Here is a 20,226-nt window from a genome sequence, read left to right as displayed (position 1 = left end):
CCTCCTTTCTTAGGTGTTTTAAAGAAAATCATTTGGTTATTTTAAAATTAAAGTTTTCACTTTGTCTTTGATGGTTTTAGAAAGTTTGAAAGTGACTACTGTTTTGGCAGGGATTTTTAATTTTTTCTTTGTTTTAGGGTTTCTACCGATGTAGGCTTTTCTTGATTTTAATTTAAATTTGCCTATTTTAGGAAATAAAACTATTTCTTCGTTCTTAGTGATAGCGTTGATTAAATTATTTTCGAAGATATTATAAAATTCTTCAGTTTTAGTTACGGAAGTTTTGTTAGCTAAAGCAATTTTTTAATTAATTCTTTTTTGTCATAATTATTTGACTCCTTTTGTTTGATTTTTTAATTGTTTGTTGGTTAGATGATTAAGTTCATTTGGTTGTTATGAAATCTTTTTTTTAAAAAGGTAAAGATTCATGAGGTTTATTATCTAAAAAGATCACGTTTTGAAGAATAACTTTAGTGTTAGTTTTAGTTTGACCTTCATTATTCGTGTATTTTTGAATTGATAATGTGCCTTCTACATATATTTTTAAACCTTTATGTAGGTATTTATTCATGTTTTCAGCTTGATTACGAAAAGCGATACAAGGGATGAATTGGGTTTTATCTTTAATGTTAAGAGCTAATTGAAAATCGATTTTAGCGATTTGTTCGTTTTTTGAATTGATATATTGTTTTTCTAAATCATGGCTTAGACGACCGATTAATTGAACTTTATTTAACATAATTTTATTTTTCCTTCTTTTTGATATATTTTTTTATTTATCCATCAATAAAACTTTTGAAAACAAATGTATTGGACGATTATCTAATTTGTTGATGTTGGAATCGTTTATTACTGTTGTTTCAAAAATTTTATGCTTGGTTTTGATACAAAAAAAAGATTACTTTGGAAGTAATCTAGTTTTTATTTTTTTATTGTTTAAAATAACTAGTTTAACGTCATTACGGACGAGCGATAGGTTTTAACGTTTTTTTAATTTTTTGATAGCGATGTTTTTAATATTTTCTACTTGTTTTAAAGATAAATTGAGTTTTTCAGCTATTTCGGTATTGGTATAACATCCTTGATAATCTTCGTTAATATTTCCTAAAGGAACACCAAAACTTAAATAGATAATTTTGAATTCGTTTTCACTTAATTTAGCTTTCATTTTTTTTAAAAAAATTTCATGATTAACTTGTTTTAACCATAATTGATGAGGGTTTAAATTATTTATTTGATATGGTTCATAAAACTCTTCTTTAAAAGAAAGATTATCAACTTTATGATTTTTTTGGGGGATTGAAGGTGAATGGCTTTTTCTTATTAGTTCTCTGATTTCCGATTTGATAGTTGGAGTAGCGTAAGCAATAAAGTCATAACCTAAATCTTCATAATTATTGAGGGCTTTGATTAATCCTAAAATCCCTTCTTGATATAAATCTTGTTTTTGAAGTACGCATGGGTAATATTTAAATTGCTTAACTAATTTATTTACTAATGGCAAATGTAAATCGATTAGTTGATGACGAATTGTTAAATTCTTTTTATTTTTTAAAAAATCTTTAAATAATTCTTTTCTTAACATTTAATGCCTTTCTAAAAACGTTTTTAGAAAAGATAAGAAATTATTTTTTTAGTCTTAGAAACAAAAAAAAGACTAACTTAATAGTTAGTCTTAAAGAATTTTTTAAAAGCAAAAAGTGTCTAAAGTTTTGGAACAGGGCAGTTTTTCCCAACACCTGTTGATATAATCTTTGATTTAAAGCAACCATCATATTGACTTGGGGTTCTTCCTTCAGATATAAAATTTTCTTTTGGAAATCAAAAGTGTATTTTTTATCCATTTTTAAATTCATTTGAATTTTAAAAGGCGGGGTTTTCATTTGTTTTAAAAGTATCATTGTTTCATATAAGTCAGAATAATTCAAATATAAAGTTTGGTTATCAAGGTTATAATTAGTTTTTTGATGAAATAAATAAATCTTAAAATAATTATTTTGAATTAAAAAATTAATTATTTCTAGTAAATTAAAAATTTTTTTCATTTTAAAATCTCTTTTTTTTAGTTTAATCTCTTTTAAAACAAAAAAAAGAAACCAAACCATTTTTTTATTAACTATAAAAAAACGATTTGGTTTCAATTTGAGACTTTCCTATGTTTCCATTTTAGATGGAGCAGACCCAAACAAGCCTCTTCATAATACTAAAAAACAAGTGACATTCAAAGATTTTTACGGCATGAAAACCGAAAAAGAAGAATCATAAATAATAAAACATAAATAAAAAAGGAAAAATCATAATTAATAAACAATATAAATAAATTATAAGGGTCGTCTCTAAATTTGAATAAATCATAATCATTTATAATTCATGATGAATATGTTATATAACTCATACATCCTGTAATTAAAGTTATTAAATTAATCTAAGAATGAATTTTATTATTTTTAAATTTAATTATATGAATAAAAAAAATAATAAAACATAAAAAAACGAACACACACGTAATCAAATAAAAATTTAGATCCGAAACCATTAGAATACCTACTTGTTATAATTAAAATTACAGCGATATAACCAGATATAAAAAACTGCTTATAAAAAAAATTAATTACGAAATTTTCTTAAAATCTATTTTATCCGAATTTAACTTCATATTTTTTAACTCCTTAAATTTATAATTTAAATATATTTGTCGAAATAAATTAAAATACAAAATGATTATTATTAAAGCTCTAATAAATAAATATTGAATTTAATTAAAAAAATAAAAAAATTACAATTCAAGTTTAATTATAAAATAAAAAAAATTTTAAAAACTTTTACATATATTTACAATTATTTTTTTTTTTTTTTTTAATTAATTTTATAAATTTATTTTAATATCTTTATTTATTTTTCAAAATAAAATTTTTTTAAAAAAATATTTAAATTAATTATTTATGATGAATAATTTTTGATGTATAATATCAATGTTTTGTTACATAAAAAAATATCTAAAATATAATTTTTAAGTTTACAAAATAAACATAATATGTTTTTTTGATTAAAATTCATAAAATTTTTCGAAAATATATCCATAAATTAATTTTTCTTCGATTAGAAAGGCAAATTAATTGGAATTAAATAAAAGTAATATATTTTATAAAATATTCTTCTTAATATTATTTTCAATTATACTTTTTATTATTTATAAAATAAGTGAAAAAAAAGAAAATATCAAAGAAGAAAATAAAGTATATGATTTACCTAATAAACAATTAATAACTTTAGAAAATAGTAATATTCAAGAATATAAACAAATGATAAATTATTTATTACAAAATAATATATCGATTAAATATGACGAATTAAATAAAAATATAATAAAAATAATTTCAAAAAATAATATTCAATTGGAATATGATTATATAAAAGGGAAAATAATTAAAATAATTGATACAAAAGGTAATATTAAAGAGTATGGCACGGAAACATATAATTTGATCAAAGAATTTTTTGTTACATTCGATAACCAAAAAAAAATTTATAAATATCAAAGAAAATATGATCCAAACAAAGGTTTCTTATTAGAAGAAACAGATTCCGAAGGAATTATTAAAGAATATAACTCTTCTTTAAAAAAAGAAATTTTTCCTAATGGAAAAATTAGAAATTATTTTCTTTTTTCTTGTCAAGAAATTTCCCCAGATAAAAAAATAATAAAAGAGTATAATTTAAATACTAAAAAATTAATCAAAATAACTTTTGATAACGGAAATATTAAAGAATATGGTTTATATACTAATAAGTTACAAAAAGAAATTTTTTCTAATGGTGATGTAATAATATATGATCTCTTCAATGAAAAAATAATTAAAAAAATTTTCAATAATGGAACAGTGGAAGAATACGATCCTTTTTCAGGTTTTATATTAAAAGAGATTACTCCGAATAAGGAAACATTTGAAGCAATCAAAACATACGATACAAAAAATAATAAATTAACAAAATTAATCTTACCTAACAAAAATATCATAGAATTTGATCCTGATTCGAATGAAATAGAAAATATAATTTATCCAAATGGAACAAATCAAAAAACAATTAAAGAATATGATCCAGATACCAAAGCATTAATTAAATTAATTTTACCAAATAAACATATAAAAGAATTTGAACCCAAGACGCAGAAATTAATAAAAGAAATTTTTCCTAATGGTGATATCAAAGAATATGATATGATAAAAAATTTTTTGATAAAAGAAATTTTTTTCGATGGTTCAAGTATTTTATACGAATATAATCCAAAAACAAATGAATTATTAAGAAGTATTTCTTCTGATGGTACTATAATTGAATACGATTTGGTTTAAGCGAGTCTAAAAACAATTTTTTCGAAAATAAAAAAACTAAATTGTAATTTCTCAAAAATTAATTATCTATTATTTTGTTTGAATCGAATTTTTTTTCTAAATTTATTTAATTAATTGTGATTTTGGGATTCAATTCTCTATATTTTGTTTAGTTTTCATTAAACTAAATGAAAGAATAGTTGATTAAAGCAGACTTAAAAGCTGATTTGTCCTGCACACTGTTATAAATTTTTGTAAATAAATTCATTTTTAATACCAAAAAGACTAGTTAAAAAACTAGTCTTTTTTTGTTTTTTATAAAAAGCGAATTTAACTTAAATTAGCCGTTTTCCAAACAGCTAATGATTTAATTATCACTAACAAAAAAACACAACCAAAGCCAAAAACAAAGACTGTTCTTAATCCTAAAAAATCAACAAACTTTCAATTTAAAATAAATAAACTAAGTTATTTTTTTATCCCACAAATTAAAATTTTTTTGTTTAAATTTTTATTTTTTAGAATAGTTAAAAGTTGTTAATTTTTTAATTAAAATTTTATGGTTTTTAGTTTTTTTAAAAAAATATAAAATTAAAAAAACTCTGTAAAATATATAAAAACCCGAAATGGATCGAAAAATTGCAAGAAATTTTCATTTTGTTAAAGAAAATTTGTTTCGGTTTAAAATATCGGAATTTTATAGTTTTTAATAAAATTTTGGTTTTTTTAAAAATATAAAATTAAAAAAAATTTTTTACACTATATAGATGTACGAAATGGATTAAAAAAGGGGGGATAATTTTTAATTTTATTAAAGAAAATTTGTCTTGGCACTTTTAAAACCAAAAAAATAATCTTTTTAGAGTTAAAATTAATAAACATATCTTATAAGAAAGTATTAATTTTAAAATGTGTCAAAAAACTAAAATAATTAAAATGCTAAAAAATTTAATTAAATTAGAACAAAAAGATTTGAAAAAAATAATTATACCAATTGTTAAACAATATCATCGATCTTTAATTATAACAAAAATTTTAGAAATTTTAAAAATAAAGCGTAATAATTATTATTCTTGGTTAAAAAATAAACCGAAAAGAACAAAAAGAGAAAATAAAAAAGAATTAATAAATAAAAGAGTTGGCTCTTTATGTAAAAAAATATGATTTTGCTTTTGGTTATCGAAAAATTACTTTTTTGTATAGAAAAATTTTTAAAGAAATTGTAAATAAAAAAGTAATTTTGAAAATTATGAAAGAAAATAATTGGTTAGCGAAATGGCATGTCCCGAATTCTAAAAAATAAATTTTATGAAAAATTCTCATAAAAACAACCTAATTTAATTAAAAATGATTTTAAAGCGAGTTAACCTTTAAAAAAATTATATACTGATTTAAATCTTTTTTTGAATCAAAAAGATAATTTATGGTTTTCATGCGCGATTAATGGTTTTAATAATTAAGTTTTAACCTTTAAAACAAATGCAAACAATAATTTAGAATTATTAAAAAAAACTAAGAATTCTTTATTATCATATTAGGAAATTTTAGAAAATCAAATTTTTCAAAACGAAAGTAAGATATTTTTTAATCGAAATATACGAACACCAAATGATTATTTTTTTCAGCAAAATAAAATTGATTTGTTAAAAAATATTGTCAATCATGAGTTAACAAAATAAGAATTAAAAATTTTTCAAACAATATATATAATTTTACAAACTATTTTAAAAATATAGAATATTTAACTATTTTATTAAATGAAGAAGTTGTAAAAAAATTAAATACAACGAAAATTTTTATAATAAACAAAAAACAACAATTCATAAAAAAAATAAAATTCGCCAAAAAAAGACATAAATTTGTTAATTTTTTAATTATTATAGAATGTTTAAATAAAAATTTTTTAAAAACATTAAAATATCGCGAAATCTCAAATTCTCAACCTCAAAAAAAATATTATTCAGAAGATGAAAATGTTATTTATTGTTAAAAATTCGATAAAAAAATGCTTTTCAAATTAATTAATTTTAAAGACAATCAAATTAATTTAACTAAACTTTATTTCGATGAAATTAAACTACATCGAACAAAAAAAACAATTCTAAATTTTAAATTGGGCGCAAATATACGCTATAATGAAGTAAGTCTCATACTGTAACCTATTTCATCAACAACAATTTAATTTTTTGTTGTGGCGAAAATATTAAATATAATATTTGTTTTTATTACGTTAATTTTTATGACAAACAAATGAACGAACCACATATATAAAAATAAAGAATCTTCTATTGAACAAATAATTATTTCTCAAGACGAATTTAAATTAATAAAAAAATATGTTTTAGGATTATTAAAAAATACTAATAAAAGCCCAAATATCATTGCTCAAAAAAATAAATATTTGAATAAAATATATAAAAATCAAAAAAAATCTTTAAAAATATACAGAAAGCATTATTTCTAAATTAGAAAAAATAAAAGAAAATAAAGATATAGAATTTTTAAACAAACAAAAAGACATAAACACAGAAGATATAAAAATATTAGAAAATTTCGAAGACACAATAATAAAATATTTAGAAACATTATATGTAATAAAAGACGATAAAAAAACTAAAAAACAATTAATTAGAATGACAAAAATAAAAAAAGTTCAAATTATTCAGTTGAAATTATTTTATAATTTAAATTTAATTGTTATTAATGGAATTGGATACATTAATTATAATTTATTATATTTTTTAAAAAGTTTTTAATTTACTAAATATTAAATTTTAAGTTAATATTTTTTTATTCAATTTTTTCTAAAAAAGAAATTTTTTTATAAATTAAATTTTTTTTAAATATATCCGTAAAATTATTTTTTTAATAGTTAGTTTTAAAGATTTTTTTAAAAAACAAAATTTTTTAAAATTTTGGAACCCCCAAAAAATAATAAAAAACCAAACTAAAAAATTAATTTAGTTTGGTTTTTTATATTTAAATTAAAAAAATTATTATTTTTCGTAATTAGCTTTAATAAATTCATTTAATAAACGCACTCCAAAACCTGTTCCCCATGAATTATTAATAGAATTAGGTTTATTTCCCATCGCAGTCCCCGCAATATCTAAATGAGCCCATGGAGTATGATGAACAAAACGTTTTAAAAATTGAGCAGCTGTAATTGAACTAGCGTAAAGACCTGCAGAGTTTTTCATATCAGCATTTTTACTATTAATTAAACGATCATATTCTTCACTTAAAGGCATTGACCACAAGCGTTCTCCTGTTTTGTTTCCAGCATCTAATAACTGTTGAGTTAATTTAGTTTCATTAGAGAAAAGACCGGCATGTTCTTGACCTAAAGCTACTAAAATAGCTCCTGTCAAAGTAGCTAAATCAATCATTAATTTAGGTTTTAAAATAGTTTCGCAATACCATAAAGCGTCTGCTAAAACCATTCTTCCTTCAGCGTCCGTGTTAATAACTTCAATAGTTTGTCCCGACATAGAAACCACAATATCTCCTGGTCTTTGAGAAGTAGAACTAGGAGTATTTTCGACTAAACCAATTACACCGACAACGTTAACTTTAGCTTTACGAGAAGCTAAAAGATGTATCAAACCAACTACTGTAGCAGCTCCACTCATATCAGCTTTCATATCTTCCATTCCTGAAGATGGTTTGATAGAGATACCGCCAGTATCAAAAACTACTCCTTTTCCTATAAAAGATAAAGGAGTTTCTTCTTTATGACCGCCTTCCCAATTCATTATTACTAAAAAAGGAGGTCTGGAAGATCCCTGAGAAACAGCTAAAAGAGAATTCATACCTAAATCAGTCATAGCTTTTTTATCTAAAACTTCTACTATAACTCCTAAATCTTTTAATTTTTGAGTTTGAACTAAAAATTCTTCTGTTCCTAAAACATTAGCTGGTTCATTGATTAAATCACGACTTAAATGAACCCCTTCCGCAACTGCTTTAGCTTCTTGTAAAACTTTTTGACAATGATCCGCTTCTTTATTTATTATTTGAATAAAAACTTTTTCGTTATCTTTCTTTTTTGTCGTTAAATAACGATCAAAATTATAATTTTTCAACATAAAACCTATTAAAAAATCTTTTACTTGATCACGATCAACAGATTTTTCTTCTAAATCTAAAAAAATAACTACTTTTTTAGCTTTTTGTACCAAATCAAAAACTTTACCACCTGTATTAACCCAAAAATCATTTTTTTGAGAAGATACATCACCTAAACCTAAAATATTAAGTTGATCGAAATGAGAACCATGAGGAACTAAAAGTTCTATTTTTTGATTTTCTTTCCCTTCGAAGTCTTTTAAAGACATAGCCTTTAAAACAGTTTGTTGTGGATCTGCTTCTTTTAAACCAAAAATTTTTTTATTTTTAATTGTTTTTAATAAAATAGCTAAATCTCCATTTAAAATTGGTTCTTTTGAAAAAGAAAAATTCATATTCATTTTTTTATATCTCTTCTTTCTTTATTTTATTTTAGGGTTCAAAAATATTTATTTTAATATAGTTTATTATATTTATTATTCTATATATTTTTAATAATAACACATTATTCAAATTTAATCAAAAAATTTATTTTAATATTTAAAAGATATCTTTCAAATGTATTATCTTAATATAAATTAAAATTATTGAAGTTAAATTTAAATTTAAAAAATTAATTTTAAAAATTAAAAAATTTTAATTTTTTTAATTAAAAAAATAAATAACTTTCAAAATTTTAAAAAAATAAAAATTCAAAAAACAAAAGTTTAATTTAAGGGATAAAAAATAACTTAGTTTATTTAATTAAAATTGAAAGTTTGTTGACATTTTAGGATTCAGTGTGAATCTTTTTGATGGATTTTCGATTTCTAAATAAATAACTCTTGTTTTTATAACTATTATAACTTGGTTTATAATCATAAGTATAAATTGTAATATATAAATATTTAGAGATATCTTTATATGAATATAACAATAATATCTTGTCTTATTAATTTGGGGCTTGTTGAAATAATCATTTTTGTTGTTGTTTAGTTAATTTTTTATTAATCTTCATTATAAATTTCCTTTTGTTTTATTTTTATTTTTTCTTCTTTTTGATTGAATTTGGATATAAAAAAAGACTCTTAAAATGAGAGTCTTTTTTTGTTTTAGTGAAAATTTAATTTATTTGTGTAAATTTAGTGTGTTTTTTTAAAATAAAAAAACCTTCAATTTGAAATTAAAAATGATTTACAATAATTTAGTTAATTTCTTGTTTATTTTTGTTATATTTGTTTGGAAAATGTTTATAAACTTCCTCTAAAATTGTATTTATTTGTTTGTTTAATTCATCTTTATCTTGAAAAGAAATTGGATTTTTTATTAAATCATTAATTATTTCTGTAGATTCTTCGTTTCCAATTAAATTTCTTAATTCATGATATAAATAATGTTTTAAAGAATTGAAGTTAATATTATTTTAACGTTTGTATTTTTAGAATATAAAAAATTATATTTATCATAATCAATCGGATAACAAATATTATTAATTTCAATAAATAACAACCTTTCGATGTGCGTTATTTTTAAAGAATAAACTTTATATTTTTCAAATTCATAATTACCAAAAAATTTTTGTTTATCTTGTATTTCTCCTTTTTAACTGAATGAAAATATTTTTGTATTACTTTCCAATCTTGTTTTAAATATTCGTTTAAAATTCTTATCATATTTTTAATACAATCAGCAGGATAACTTGTAAAAGAAAACATAGCTTTTTTATAAATAGTTTTTTGTTAAAAAGATATTCAAATTACATTTGTGAATAAAAAATACTTTCCGTTTTCTTATTAAAAAAGAAATTTATTAATTATATAGGTTTTTGTGAATAATATTTTAAAATTTTTTCATCGCTTTGGGGTTGAAGGGAATTGATAAAAGAAGTTTTTCCGGTTCCCGTCAAGTCATTCAAAAACGATTAATTTCATGATTGTTTCTCCTTTTTTAATTTTTGTTGGGTTTAAAAGTTAAAGATATCTTTAATGGTTCCAACGGGGTGGTAATATGTCGTTTTGATTAGTTCGCCAGTGTTTTTGTCGTATTCGTCGACAGAAGAGATTGTTATTCCGTTGTCATAGTAGATTGTTACTTTGATTAGTGTTTTAGTGTCTTTGTCAAATTCATCAATGTAATGAATTGTTTTACCATCCAATCTGTATCTTATTTTTTTGATTAATTCACCATTGTTTTTATTGTATTCATAGATTTTTTGAATAATTTTACCATCAAATCTATAATAAGTTTCTTTAACACGCTTACGGTTTTTTTATCATATTCATTTACAAACCAAATAGTTTTTCCTTCAATTAGATACACAGTTTTTTTTACCTTTTTCCCAGTGTTTCTGTCATATTCTTGAGCGACTTTATATCTCCTTCGTCTTCAATAAATTTTTCTATAATTGTTTTCATGTTTTTTTTCTTTGATTTTTATATTTGAGCATAAAAAAACCTTCAAATTGAAGGTCTAAAAGTATTAATTAATTATTTGATTTTACTTAATTGTTTTAAATAAGTTGTTTTTTCTAATTCTTCTTTGGCTTTGATGAAAAGGGCTAAATATTTTTTACCATCTGCAATCATTTTATTAATGAAGTTATTGTCTTGATAAATTCGTACTACATGATAATTAGTGTCGTTAAAATAGACTAAAAAGTAAGCGAATTTAGCTTGACTACAATAGAGTTGACATTGAACTTGGGCCCAGTAGTATTGAGGGATATTTTCTAACTGAGGATTGGTTAAAAAACTAGTCCAAGTGGATGAGACTTGTTTGTTTTCGTTCACAAAAGGACATTTAATTTCTAAAACAGCTTGATGTTGTTCATTGTATCCGTCTAAAGAAGCGGAAAAAAGTTTAACTTGATCATCAGTAAAAATGGCGTCTTCAAAAGTTAAATTAGTTTTTTGCATAAAAAACTGCCGAGCGATTGGTTCCATTTTTTGTCCATGTAACGTATATTGATTAGCGGTAAAAGTGGTGCCAAAGAGTTTATCATGAACTAACTGTTCCATAGAACGAAAAGGATCTAAACCCGTAATAGAAGCGATTTCAGAAGCGTTGATGTATTTTTTTCGGTGTTGATGCCATAATTTAGTCCTTTGATTTAAGTTTTTGATTCTCATAATAATTATTCTTTCTTAAATATTTTCTTTAATAATAATAAAAGATATTTTCCTAAATAATAAAAGAAACGAAAAAGGTGATAAAGACATTTAAAAAGAAAATCAATTAAATATAAAAGATGAGGGATAAATAATAAAATAATCGTTAATAAACCTAAGTTTAACCATTGATTTTGATAAGTCAAGAAAGAACTACTTATATTATGAAGGCTATTATTTAGTTTAGTTAACAAAGTATTAAATGATTCCACATGATTAGGTTGCTTCGTGGTTAAATATTGATAAAATTGAACCACTATTCCTTGTTTTAGTTGGTGAATACTTAGTTTAACGGTGAAAAGATAGTATTTAATGACATAATAAAAGATTATAATTGGAATAAATGAAAATAAGGTAATTATTAAAAAGATAAAATTACTCGGTAAAAATTGAAAGATTTTTTTAATGAACATAGTTTTTGTTTCCTTTCCAATTGTTGAGTTGTGTTGTTAAATAAAAAAAGACCCTGAGGAAGGGTCTTGAGTTAAGAATAATAAGTTAAAATTAAATTATTAAAATATATTAGAAATTTCTTCTAATGATTCAATTTGTTCTCTTAAACAATTAATTAAATTAGATAAATTAGTGTGTATTTCTAACAATTTATTTAAAGTTCCGTTTTTTGGAATATTTGTAAAAGCAATAATATAAGCTATTTGATTTTTTTGATTTATATATTCTTGTATTTCTTGTTTTTTATTAATAATAATTTCTTTATTGATTTGAATATTATTTGAGTTTTCCATTGCCATCACTTGATTACTATTATTTATTAAAAATAATCCCAAAAAAATAAATAAATAAATACTTATTATTTTAAATTGATTTTGTAATTTAAACATTAATTAAATCTCCTTTTGATATTTATAATAAAAATAAAACATACTTTAAATTATTTTAACGTCTTCTATGAATATTTGGTTGATTTTGGTTATTTTGTATTTGATTTCTAATGATATTTATTTGTCTTTGATTTTGATCTATTCTTGTTTGAATATTTCTTAAAGTATTTATTTGTTCTTCTGAAGCATAAAGTGGTGTATCATTAATGGCTGAAATCATCTCTTGTGTTAACAATAAATATTCTCTTTCTAATTGAACTCTTGCCATATTATTATCAAAATTTCTTAACATTCGTTCTTGATTATTTAGTTGTCTTTGTTGATAAGTTATTATTTGTTGGTGTACTTGTTTTAGTTGATTCGAAACAAAATTAATTTCTGTTTCTGAACTATGATTAAAAAGAGCATTAATCAATTGTTGAGATATTCTACCTTGGGTTAATAATAAATTTCTAAAAGTATTATATTCATCTATATGATTATCAACAACTGAATTATTTTCAGATATGCCATCGTTATTATCCATTGCCATAACTTGATAATTATTAGTTATAAATAATAGTCCTAAAAAAGTAAATAAATAAATACTTATTATTTTAAATTGATTTTGTAATTTAAACATTAATTAAATCTCCTTTTATTTTTATTCTTTTTTATCACCAGTCATCGCTGGTTCTTTTATTATTTTCGGCTTCTTGGTTTTTATCATTGTTGTGTTTATCTTGGTAAAGGGATAAAGTTTTTCTTTTTGGGTTAAAGTGGACGTGGAAATCGGTTAATTTGAAATTGGAATCATCGACGTAAGCGTGGCCAAGGTAATAGTCTTTGTCTTCGTCTAAGAAGTGTTTAGGGCCTTTGTATTTAACGATTAAGTGATTAAAGCCTGGGCCTTTGAATTGTTGTTTTTCAAAATTGATATTTGAATATAAAGAACTGTCATCTTCCATATCGAAAGAAGCGTAATCGAATCCGTTTAAAGTGGTACGATCGTAAGTTAAACCTCTTTTATTCCAACGGTCGAAAGGATGACGGTATTTAATGTAACAAACTAAGTTAGATGGTTCTTTTTGAAGTTCGAGGCGGTCTAATATTAATTTTTGATTTATTTTGATTAGTTCATCGCGATTTTTCATGATTTTTTGTGATAAATTATCTAATTCAGGATTATTAGGTGAACGATTCATATCTATGGCTTTATCATTTAAATAAATTTGTAGGTTTTTTTCTTTAGCTTGTTTTTCTAATGATTCTCGTTCGCGAAATAATTGTTCTGCCTTAAGTTTTTGTTGTTCATAATAACCGATGCTGCCATTAAGGTCATCAAAGGTGTATTTGGCTTTAATCATTGTACATTTTTTATTATCGTCATACCATTCTTCAATGTTTTCAAATTTGGTTTCTTTTAAAGTAGGGATTTCTTTTTTTGGTAATTTAATGATTTCCATTTCGGTTAAAACAATAAAACCAATAATTAAAAAAAGAAGTATCCCTAATACGATAAAAACCCATTTAATAATTTTTTTAATATTAAACATGATTAGTTCCTTTTGGGTAATTTGTAATATACCAACATTTTAACACATTTAACTTTTGAATTTTAATTAAAATCATTTTTTGAACCAAGAAGTTACTTTATTAACTGTTTCGTTTACGTCGTCTTTAATTTTATTAGTAAAGGGTTGAATTGAACCTTTCCAGGTTTGTTGTTTTTTTATAGTATCTTCAATTTGTTTGTATTCTGTTTTTTTTGGGTTAATTTATTATTTTTTTCTTCTAAGGTTATTTTAGTTGCTTCATGGGCTTTTTGTTCGTCTTTTATTTGTTCTTTAAGTTTATTGATTTCATGAGGGAGTTCGGCGTTTTCTTCAAGATATTTACCAGAGACGTTTTCTAAAGCTTTAATGGTTCCTTCGAGGGCTTCAATGTGAAGACCTTGTTTTACCCATTTGTCGATTTGTTGTTCTAATTCCTCGCTTAAACGATTAATTTCATTGGCTTGTTCATTGATGATTTGGTTTAGTTGGGTGATTTCTTGGTCTTTTTGGTAGATAGTTGCTTGATATTCTTTTTCTTTTTGTTGAAAATTAGTAGTTAATTGATTGATTTCCTTTTGTAGTTCTTGTTTTTCTTGTTGGGATAAAGCTTGATTGGTTATTAATTCTTGGTTTTTATTTTCGATTAAAGATTTTTGTTCTTGGAGTTGGTTTTGGAGTTGTTTGGTCATTTGGTTTTGTTCGTCGATTTGATTGATTAATTGATTAATTTGTTTTTCTTTTTCGGTGTTGATCGTTTTTTCTTGGTGCAGATCAGTTTCTAATTGATTAATCTTTTGATCTTGGTTAAAGATTTCATTTTCTTTAGAACGGATTTTGTTGGTTTGTTGATTGATTTCTTTTTGAAGTTCTTGTTTTTCTTGTTGAGATAGTTTTTGATTGTTTTCTAATTCTTCTTGTTTTTGAGTTAGATCATGTTCTAAATTAGTTTTTTGTGTTTCTAAAGTTAAACTATTAATTTTTTCTTGTTGGAGTTGAATTTCTAATAAGTTTTTTGCTTTGATGATTTCTTCAGGATTTAATTGTTGAGTTTCAGTTTTTTGGTTAGTTTCTTTTAATGCCTTACCAAGTGGTTGTGTTTGTTGGAGTTGTTCTTGTTGGAGATGTTTTGGTTCAGTTGTTGATTGATCAACTGAACCATGATCAGGGATTGTTAAGGTTACCAGTTTTACTTTCTTCTTGAGTTGTTTCTTCTTTAACTTCATTATTATTAGTTAAACTTGATTCTTCGTTTTGGATAATGGTTTGATTGAATGATTGTTGAATGGGTGGCGCTTGTAAGATTGGTGGTTGGGGATTTTCCATTTTATGGGTTAATTGTTGTGGTGGATTAGGGATTTTAGTTTCTTCGTGATAAAATTGGTAAAGTTCATAAGCAGTTGAAGCTAAAGAAACCCAAAATAAAGCTTTACTACCAATTTTAAGGATTTTACCACCGACATTCGCTATTTTAGAAGTAGCTTTTTTTTGAATGATGGCTTTAGTTCCTTTTTTAATGGTTTTTTTTGTTACACCTTTTAACCAATGACTGATTTTTCCGATTCCGAAACAAATCCCGATGACGCTTAAAGTAGTTGTTAGATAATAACCTAATTTATTTTGCGGTGAAGGAGTATGATTTGGATCTTTATCGTTGCCTGTTACTTTATTATAGATATACTCGATAACATTACGAATTGGCTGAGTAGCTTTATCGTATAACATTTTGGTTTTAGCCACGGCGTTGCTCGTAAAAGCGTTGATTTGGTTTAAAACTTCAGGAAAGAATTTGAAAAGGGTCCAATAAATCGCCCCACCAATTAATAATAATGGGATACACCAAATGAGGATATTAAAGAAAGTTTTAATTATTTTAAATAACCAGTTTTCTTTTTTAGTTTGAGTTTCAATAATTATTTTAGGAGTTGGAGTTTTTCTTTTGATAATTATTTTGTTAGATTTATTGTTTTTTTATTGATTTGTAGTGTTTTTATTTGTTTTTTGAGCCATATGATTTTACTCGCTTTCTTGATTGGATTTAAAGTTTTTTTAAAATAAAAAGACTCTAAATTAGAATCTTTTAATGTTGGTGAAATTATTTTTGATTATTATTTTGAGATATATTGTGATGTTTACCTTGGTAAATCGACAAGGTTTTACGGACAGGGTTGAAGTAGAGGTGGAAATCGGTTAATTTGAAATTGGAATCATCGACGTAAGCGTGGCCAAGGTAATAGTCTTTGTCTTCGTCTAAGAAGTGTTTAGGGCCTTTGTATTTAACGATTAAGTGATTATAAAGCCTGGACCTTTGAATTGTTGTTTTTCAAAATTGATATTTGAATATAAAGAACTGTCATCTTCCATATCGAAAGAAGCGTAATCGAATCCGTTTAAAGTGGTACGATCGTAAGTTAAACCTCTTTTATTCCAACGGTCGAAAGGATGAGACGGTCTTTGATGTAACAAAATAAGTTAGATGGTTCTTTTTGAAGTTCACGTCGATTTTCGACCAGCTTTAATTCCTTTCTTAAATTTTCTTCTCGAGTTTGAAAAGTTTTAAGATTATTTTTAATGTCAATAATTTATTGATTTTTATCTTTAATGGTTTTTTCGTATTTGTCAGGTGTTTGTTTTAAAGTGACTAATTATTGTTCTAATTGGGAGATTTTGTTTTCTTGGTGGATTTTAGTTAATTGCTGATTAATATTACTTAATTCCGTTTGGATTTGAGAATAACGACGTTGATAATAGTTAATTCCGTTTAACCCATCAAAGGTATAGTGACATTCTATTTTAGTTTCATCTTTGGATTTATCTAAATATTGGTTGAATCCTTGACGCCATTGGGCGTATTGGTTTTCACAAGTTGCTCGGCGTTGTTTTACTTTTTGATGATCAGGTTTTATTTTTAATTTTAGTTATAAGACTTCTTCAATATCAGAAGGTAACATGACTTCGTGGATTTAAGGATTTTGTTGAGTCCATTTAGCCGTTTTTTTGTAAGCTGCTTCGATGATAGTGGTTAAATCACGATTAGAGAGGTTTTTACCTTGACATAATTGGGTAATCTCTTTTAAAGCTAAGAAAGTATGATAACTAATTTGATAAGGGACAATAATATGTTTTAAATAACCTTCAATTTCATGATCTTTTAAATGACCGATATAGATTTCTTTACTGAAACGACTGCGTAAAGCGGTATCAATTTTATGAAGATTATTAGTCGCTCCCATTAAGACAATTTTTTTATTACTACTATTAAAATCATCTAATTTATCTAATAAAGTATTAATCACATTGACTCCTCCTGAAGAAATGTTGGAATCATTACGATTTTCTAATCCTTCAATTTCATCAATAAAGATAATGGTTTTATCATGATTTTCGGCTTCTTGCCACACTTTATCAACTTCTTTTTCCCCTTCACCAATGTATTTTTTTCGGAATTGGGAAGGAATTAAATTAATAAAGTGAACGTTAGCTTCCCCACAAAGAGCTTTGATTAAAAAGGTTTTTCCTGTTCCTGGAGGTCCATAAAGTAAATAACCTTTAGGGCAGGCTTGATCGAAGTTAATTAAGGATTGGTTCGTGCGAAAATAAGTTAATAAATCTTCTAATTCTTCTTTTTCACTTTCCATGCCGTAAACGTCTTTGAATGTCACTTGTTTTTTATTATGAGAAAGAGGTTTGTTTTTTTTAAATGATTTAATCGGATAGTTAAATTTTTCTTTTGTTTTTCAAAAGCGAATTTTTGATCAGTTAAAAAAAGTTGAAAATCATTTAAATTTTTTAATTAAGTTTTATTTTTTTGATATTCTTTTTGCGTTTTTAATTCTTCAATTCTTTTTTGATTAGCTTCGACATAATTAAGGGCTTGATTTAATTGAGAAATTTGTTGTTGGAGGTTTTCTTGGGTTTGAATTTGGGTTTTTTCTTGCGCTAATTTTTCTAATTCTTCTTGTTTTTCTTTTTGATTTTGGTTTAACGCTTTCCTTTGTTCTAATAAATTATTGACTAAGGTTTGTTGGGTTTGTTGTTGATTTTTCAGTTCCGTTAATTGTTGTTGTTTTTGGGATTTGATTGACGAATTTAATTGAGGGTTATTTGTTAATTCAGTTTGCAGAGTTTTAATTTTAGTAATAGTTTCAGTTAAAGTTTTGACATTTTCATCAATTTGATTTTTTAAGGTTTGATCTTGTTGTTGGAGTTCTTGGATTTTGGCTTGTTCTAATTTGATTTGGCGGTCGATCTCTTGTTGTTGTGTTGATGGAGGTTGAGATTAGTTAATGTTGGATTTTTATTTGATGGGTGAGAATTAATAAAGTCAAAAATTAATAAAATCAAGAAACTTAAACTTAATAATCCGATCAAACTCAAATAAATTTTTTTATTTAATGACATAGATAACATCCTTTCTTAGGTTGTTTAATTTACTACTTTTTTTCTTTGGTTGGTTTATTATTGTTATCTTTTTTTGGGTTTTTCTTGGAAGTTGAAAAAGATAATCAAGAAAGTAATTAAAAAACTAATGATTGAAACAATCCCACAAAGGATTTGGGCTGATTGGTTTTCCATTTTTGACCTCTTTTTTTATTTTAAAATTAAAGTTTTAACTTTGTCTTTGATGGTTTTTGAAAGTTTGAAAGTGACTACTGTTTTGGCAGGGATTTTTAATTTTTTCTTTGTTTTAGGGTTTCTACCGATGTAGGCTTTTCTTGATTTTAATTTAAATTTGCCTATTTTAGGAAATAAAACTATTTCTTCGTTCTTAGTGATAGCGTTGATTAAATTATTTTCGAAGATATTATAAAATTCTTCAGTTTTAGTTACGGAAGTTTTGTTAGCTAAAGCAATTTTTTTAATTAATTCTTTTTTTGTCATAATTATTTGACTCCTTTTGTTTGATTTTTTTAATTGTTTGTTGGTTAGATGATTAAGTTCATTTGGTTGTTATGAAATCTTTTTTTTAAAAAGGTAAAGATTCATGAGGTTTATTATCTAAAAGATCACGTTTTGAAGAATAACTTTAGTGTTAGTTTTAGTTTGACCTTCATTATTCGTGTATTTTTGAATTGATAATGTGCCTTCTACATATATTTTTAAACCTTTATGTAGGTATTTATTCATGTTTTCAGCTTGATTACGAAAAGCGATACAAGGGATGAATTGGGTTTTATCTTTAATGTTAAGAGCTAATTGAAAATCGATTTTAGCGATTTGTTCGTTTTTGAATTGATATATTGTTTTTCTAAATCATGGCTTAGACGACCGATTAATTGAACTTTATTTAACATAATTTTATTTTTCCTTCTTTTTGATATATTTTTTTATTTATCCATCAATAAAACTTTTGAAAACAAATGTATTGGACGATTATCTAATTTGTTGATGTTGGGAAACGTTTATTACTGTTATTTCAAAAGTTTTATACTTGATTTTGATATAAAAAAAAGATTACTTTGAAAGTAATCTTTTTTTGTTTGAATTAAAATTTTATTTTTTTTAATAATTGATTGATCCACGGAAAGTGGAATTTTTCTGTTAACTCAGTTATATTTTACTGGTGTAACTGTTACCTTATGTACGTTATGGGACTTGATTTTTCCGCTGTCCTCTTGGTCTAACGTCAAAGACTTATAGTTTAACGTCATTACGGACGAGAAAGGTTAACGTTTTTTATTTTTTTAATTTCTTGATCGCTTTTTCTTTCATGTTTTCTACTTGTTTTAAAGATAAATTAAGCATTTGAGTTATTTATTCATTCGAATAACTAGTTTGATAATCTTCGTTTATATCTCCTAAAGGAACCCCAAAACTTAAATTGATAATTTTAAATTCGTTTTCACTTAATTTAGCTTTAATTTTTTTTAAAAAAATTTCATGATTAACTTGTTTTAACCATAATTGATGAGGGTTTAAATTATTTATTTGATATGGTTCATAAAACTCTTCTTTAAAAGAAAGATTATCAACTTTATGATTTTTTTGTGGAAGAGAAGGAAAATGACTTTTTCTAATCATTTCTGTGATTTCCGATTTGATAGTTGGAGTAGCGTAAGCAATAAAGTCATAACCTAAATCTTCATAATTATTAAGGGCTTTGATTAATCCTAAAATCCCTTCTTGATATAAATCTTCTCTAGTTAAAACTCGAGGATAATATTTAAATTTATAAACTAGTTTTTTTACCAAAGGTAAATGAAGTTCGATTAATTGATTACGAATTTCTAAATTCTTTTATTTTTTAAAAATCTTTAAATAATTCTTGTCTTAACATTTAATTCCTTTCTAAAAACGTTTTTAG

19 protein-coding genes and 5 pseudogenes are annotated in these 20,226 nt (G+C 23.8%); 4 read left to right on the top strand and 20 right to left on the bottom strand.

Annotated elements, in window-relative coordinates; all coding sequences use genetic code 11:
• Window positions 1-36 precede the first annotated feature (36 nt).
• The 4 genes and pseudogenes from RS022_RS02550 to RS022_RS02535 form a co-directional block, all read right to left on the bottom strand.
• Window positions 37-350 (bottom strand): annotated as a pseudogene (locus RS022_RS02550) (HU family DNA-binding protein).
• A gap of 59 nt (window positions 351-409) precedes the next feature.
• A complete protein-coding gene (locus RS022_RS02545; RefSeq protein WP_268849652.1) occupies window positions 410-739 on the bottom strand; it encodes a single-stranded DNA-binding protein in 330 nt (109 codons plus the stop codon).
• 240 nt (window positions 740-979) lie between these two features.
• A complete protein-coding gene (locus tag RS022_RS02540; RefSeq protein ID WP_268849651.1) occupies window positions 980-1,585 on the bottom strand; it encodes a sigma-70 family RNA polymerase sigma factor in 606 nt (201 codons plus the stop codon).
• Between the two features lie 40 nt (window positions 1,586-1,625).
• The gene (locus RS022_RS02535) at window positions 1,626-2,045 is read right to left on the bottom strand and encodes a hypothetical protein (RefSeq protein ID WP_268849650.1); all 420 of its coding nucleotides are present in this window, start codon (window positions 2,043-2,045) and stop codon (window positions 1,626-1,628) included.
• Between the two features lie 97 nt (window positions 2,046-2,142).
• Here RS022_RS02535 and RS022_RS02530 point away from each other — a divergent pair, with 97 nt between their 5' ends.
• The 4 genes from RS022_RS02530 to RS022_RS04270 all read left to right on the top strand — a co-directional run bounded on the left by RS022_RS02530 (window position 2,143) and on the right by RS022_RS04270 (window position 5,637).
• Window positions 2,143-2,265, top strand: coding sequence for a hypothetical protein (locus tag RS022_RS02530; RefSeq protein WP_268849649.1), 123 nt, complete (start codon window positions 2,143-2,145; stop codon window positions 2,263-2,265).
• Between the two features lie 851 nt (window positions 2,266-3,116).
• Window positions 3,117-4,355 (top strand): hypothetical protein, encoded by a 1,239-nt coding sequence (locus RS022_RS02525; protein ID WP_268849648.1) that lies wholly within the window; start codon window positions 3,117-3,119, stop codon window positions 4,353-4,355.
• Window positions 4,356-5,243: 888 nt separating this feature from the next.
• Window positions 5,244-5,498: a hypothetical protein gene (locus tag RS022_RS02520; protein ID WP_268849647.1), complete on the top strand. Its 255-nt coding sequence runs from the start codon at window positions 5,244-5,246 to the stop codon at window positions 5,496-5,498.
• On the top strand, window positions 5,473-5,637 hold the full coding sequence (locus RS022_RS04270) for a helix-turn-helix domain-containing protein (RefSeq protein ID WP_420885760.1): 165 nt from the start codon (window positions 5,473-5,475) through the stop codon (window positions 5,635-5,637). Before RS022_RS02520 ends, RS022_RS04270 begins: the two co-directional genes overlap by 26 nt.
• A 1,693-nt stretch (window positions 5,638-7,330) precedes the next feature.
• Here RS022_RS04270 and RS022_RS02515 read toward each other — a convergent pair.
• The 16 genes and pseudogenes from RS022_RS02515 to RS022_RS02440 form a co-directional block, all read right to left on the bottom strand.
• Window positions 7,331-8,803, bottom strand: a complete 1,473-nt coding sequence (locus tag RS022_RS02515) for a leucyl aminopeptidase (protein WP_308738511.1) — start codon at window positions 8,801-8,803, stop codon at window positions 7,331-7,333.
• 1,541 nt (window positions 8,804-10,344) lie between these two features.
• A pseudogene (locus RS022_RS02510) lies at window positions 10,345-10,635 on the bottom strand (DUF2963 domain-containing protein); the annotation flags it as partial.
• Window positions 10,557-10,739: pseudogene (locus tag RS022_RS02505) on the bottom strand (DUF2963 domain-containing protein); the annotation flags it as partial. The pseudogenes RS022_RS02510 and RS022_RS02505, both read right to left, overlap by 79 nt.
• 128 nt (window positions 10,740-10,867) lie before the next feature.
• Complete coding sequence (locus RS022_RS02500; RefSeq protein WP_268849645.1) at window positions 10,868-11,509, bottom strand: YqaJ viral recombinase family nuclease; 642 nt, start codon at window positions 11,507-11,509, stop codon at window positions 10,868-10,870.
• A 5-nt stretch (window positions 11,510-11,514) separates the two neighbouring features.
• Window positions 11,515-11,961 (bottom strand): hypothetical protein, encoded by a 447-nt coding sequence (locus RS022_RS02495; RefSeq protein ID WP_268849644.1) that lies wholly within the window; start codon window positions 11,959-11,961, stop codon window positions 11,515-11,517.
• 99 nt (window positions 11,962-12,060) lie between these two features.
• Window positions 12,061-12,390: an SVM family protein gene (locus RS022_RS02490; protein WP_268849643.1), complete on the bottom strand. Its 330-nt coding sequence runs from the start codon at window positions 12,388-12,390 to the stop codon at window positions 12,061-12,063.
• A gap of 55 nt (window positions 12,391-12,445) precedes the next feature.
• Window positions 12,446-13,012 (bottom strand): SVM family protein, encoded by a 567-nt coding sequence (locus RS022_RS02485; RefSeq protein ID WP_268849642.1) that lies wholly within the window; start codon window positions 13,010-13,012, stop codon window positions 12,446-12,448.
• A gap of 34 nt (window positions 13,013-13,046) precedes the next feature.
• Window positions 13,047-13,925 (bottom strand): hypothetical protein, encoded by an 879-nt coding sequence (locus RS022_RS02480; RefSeq protein WP_268849641.1) that lies wholly within the window; start codon window positions 13,923-13,925, stop codon window positions 13,047-13,049.
• A 176-nt stretch (window positions 13,926-14,101) separates the two neighbouring features.
• Window positions 14,102-15,148 (bottom strand): coiled-coil domain-containing protein, encoded by a 1,047-nt coding sequence (locus tag RS022_RS02475; protein WP_268849640.1) that lies wholly within the window; start codon window positions 15,146-15,148, stop codon window positions 14,102-14,104.
• Window positions 15,087-15,872 carry a hypothetical protein gene (locus tag RS022_RS02470; protein ID WP_268850200.1) on the bottom strand — a complete coding sequence of 262 codons (786 nt, stop codon included), beginning with the start codon at window positions 15,870-15,872 and terminating at the stop codon, window positions 15,087-15,089. Before RS022_RS02470 ends, RS022_RS02475 begins: the two co-directional genes overlap by 62 nt.
• Before the next feature lie 333 nt (window positions 15,873-16,205).
• Entirely contained in the window at window positions 16,206-16,388 is a 183-nt protein-coding gene (locus RS022_RS04160; protein ID WP_308738510.1) for a hypothetical protein, read from the bottom strand.
• 497 nt (window positions 16,389-16,885) lie between these two features.
• A complete protein-coding gene (locus RS022_RS02460) occupies window positions 16,886-17,584 on the bottom strand; it encodes an ATP-binding protein (protein WP_268849639.1) in 699 nt (232 codons plus the stop codon).
• Between the two features lie 565 nt (window positions 17,585-18,149).
• Entirely contained in the window at window positions 18,150-18,323 is a 174-nt protein-coding gene (locus RS022_RS02455; RefSeq protein WP_268849638.1) for a hypothetical protein, read from the bottom strand.
• A 189-nt stretch (window positions 18,324-18,512) separates the two neighbouring features.
• Complete coding sequence (locus tag RS022_RS02450) at window positions 18,513-18,803, bottom strand: HU family DNA-binding protein (protein WP_268849637.1); 291 nt, start codon at window positions 18,801-18,803, stop codon at window positions 18,513-18,515.
• Window positions 18,804-18,888: 85 nt separating this feature from the next.
• Window positions 18,889-19,216: pseudogene (locus RS022_RS02445) on the bottom strand (single-stranded DNA-binding protein).
• A gap of 382 nt (window positions 19,217-19,598) precedes the next feature.
• Window positions 19,599-20,199: pseudogene (locus tag RS022_RS02440) on the bottom strand (sigma-70 family RNA polymerase sigma factor).
• Between the last annotated feature and the right edge of the window lie 27 nt (window positions 20,200-20,226).

Source organism: Candidatus Phytoplasma rubi (assembly GCF_026821955.1).
Classification (GTDB): domain Bacteria; phylum Bacillota_I; class Bacilli_A; order Acholeplasmatales; family Acholeplasmataceae; genus Phytoplasma; species Phytoplasma vitis.
Note: the sequence above shows the minus strand (reverse complement) of the source record. Positions and strands in the feature narration are given on the sequence as shown.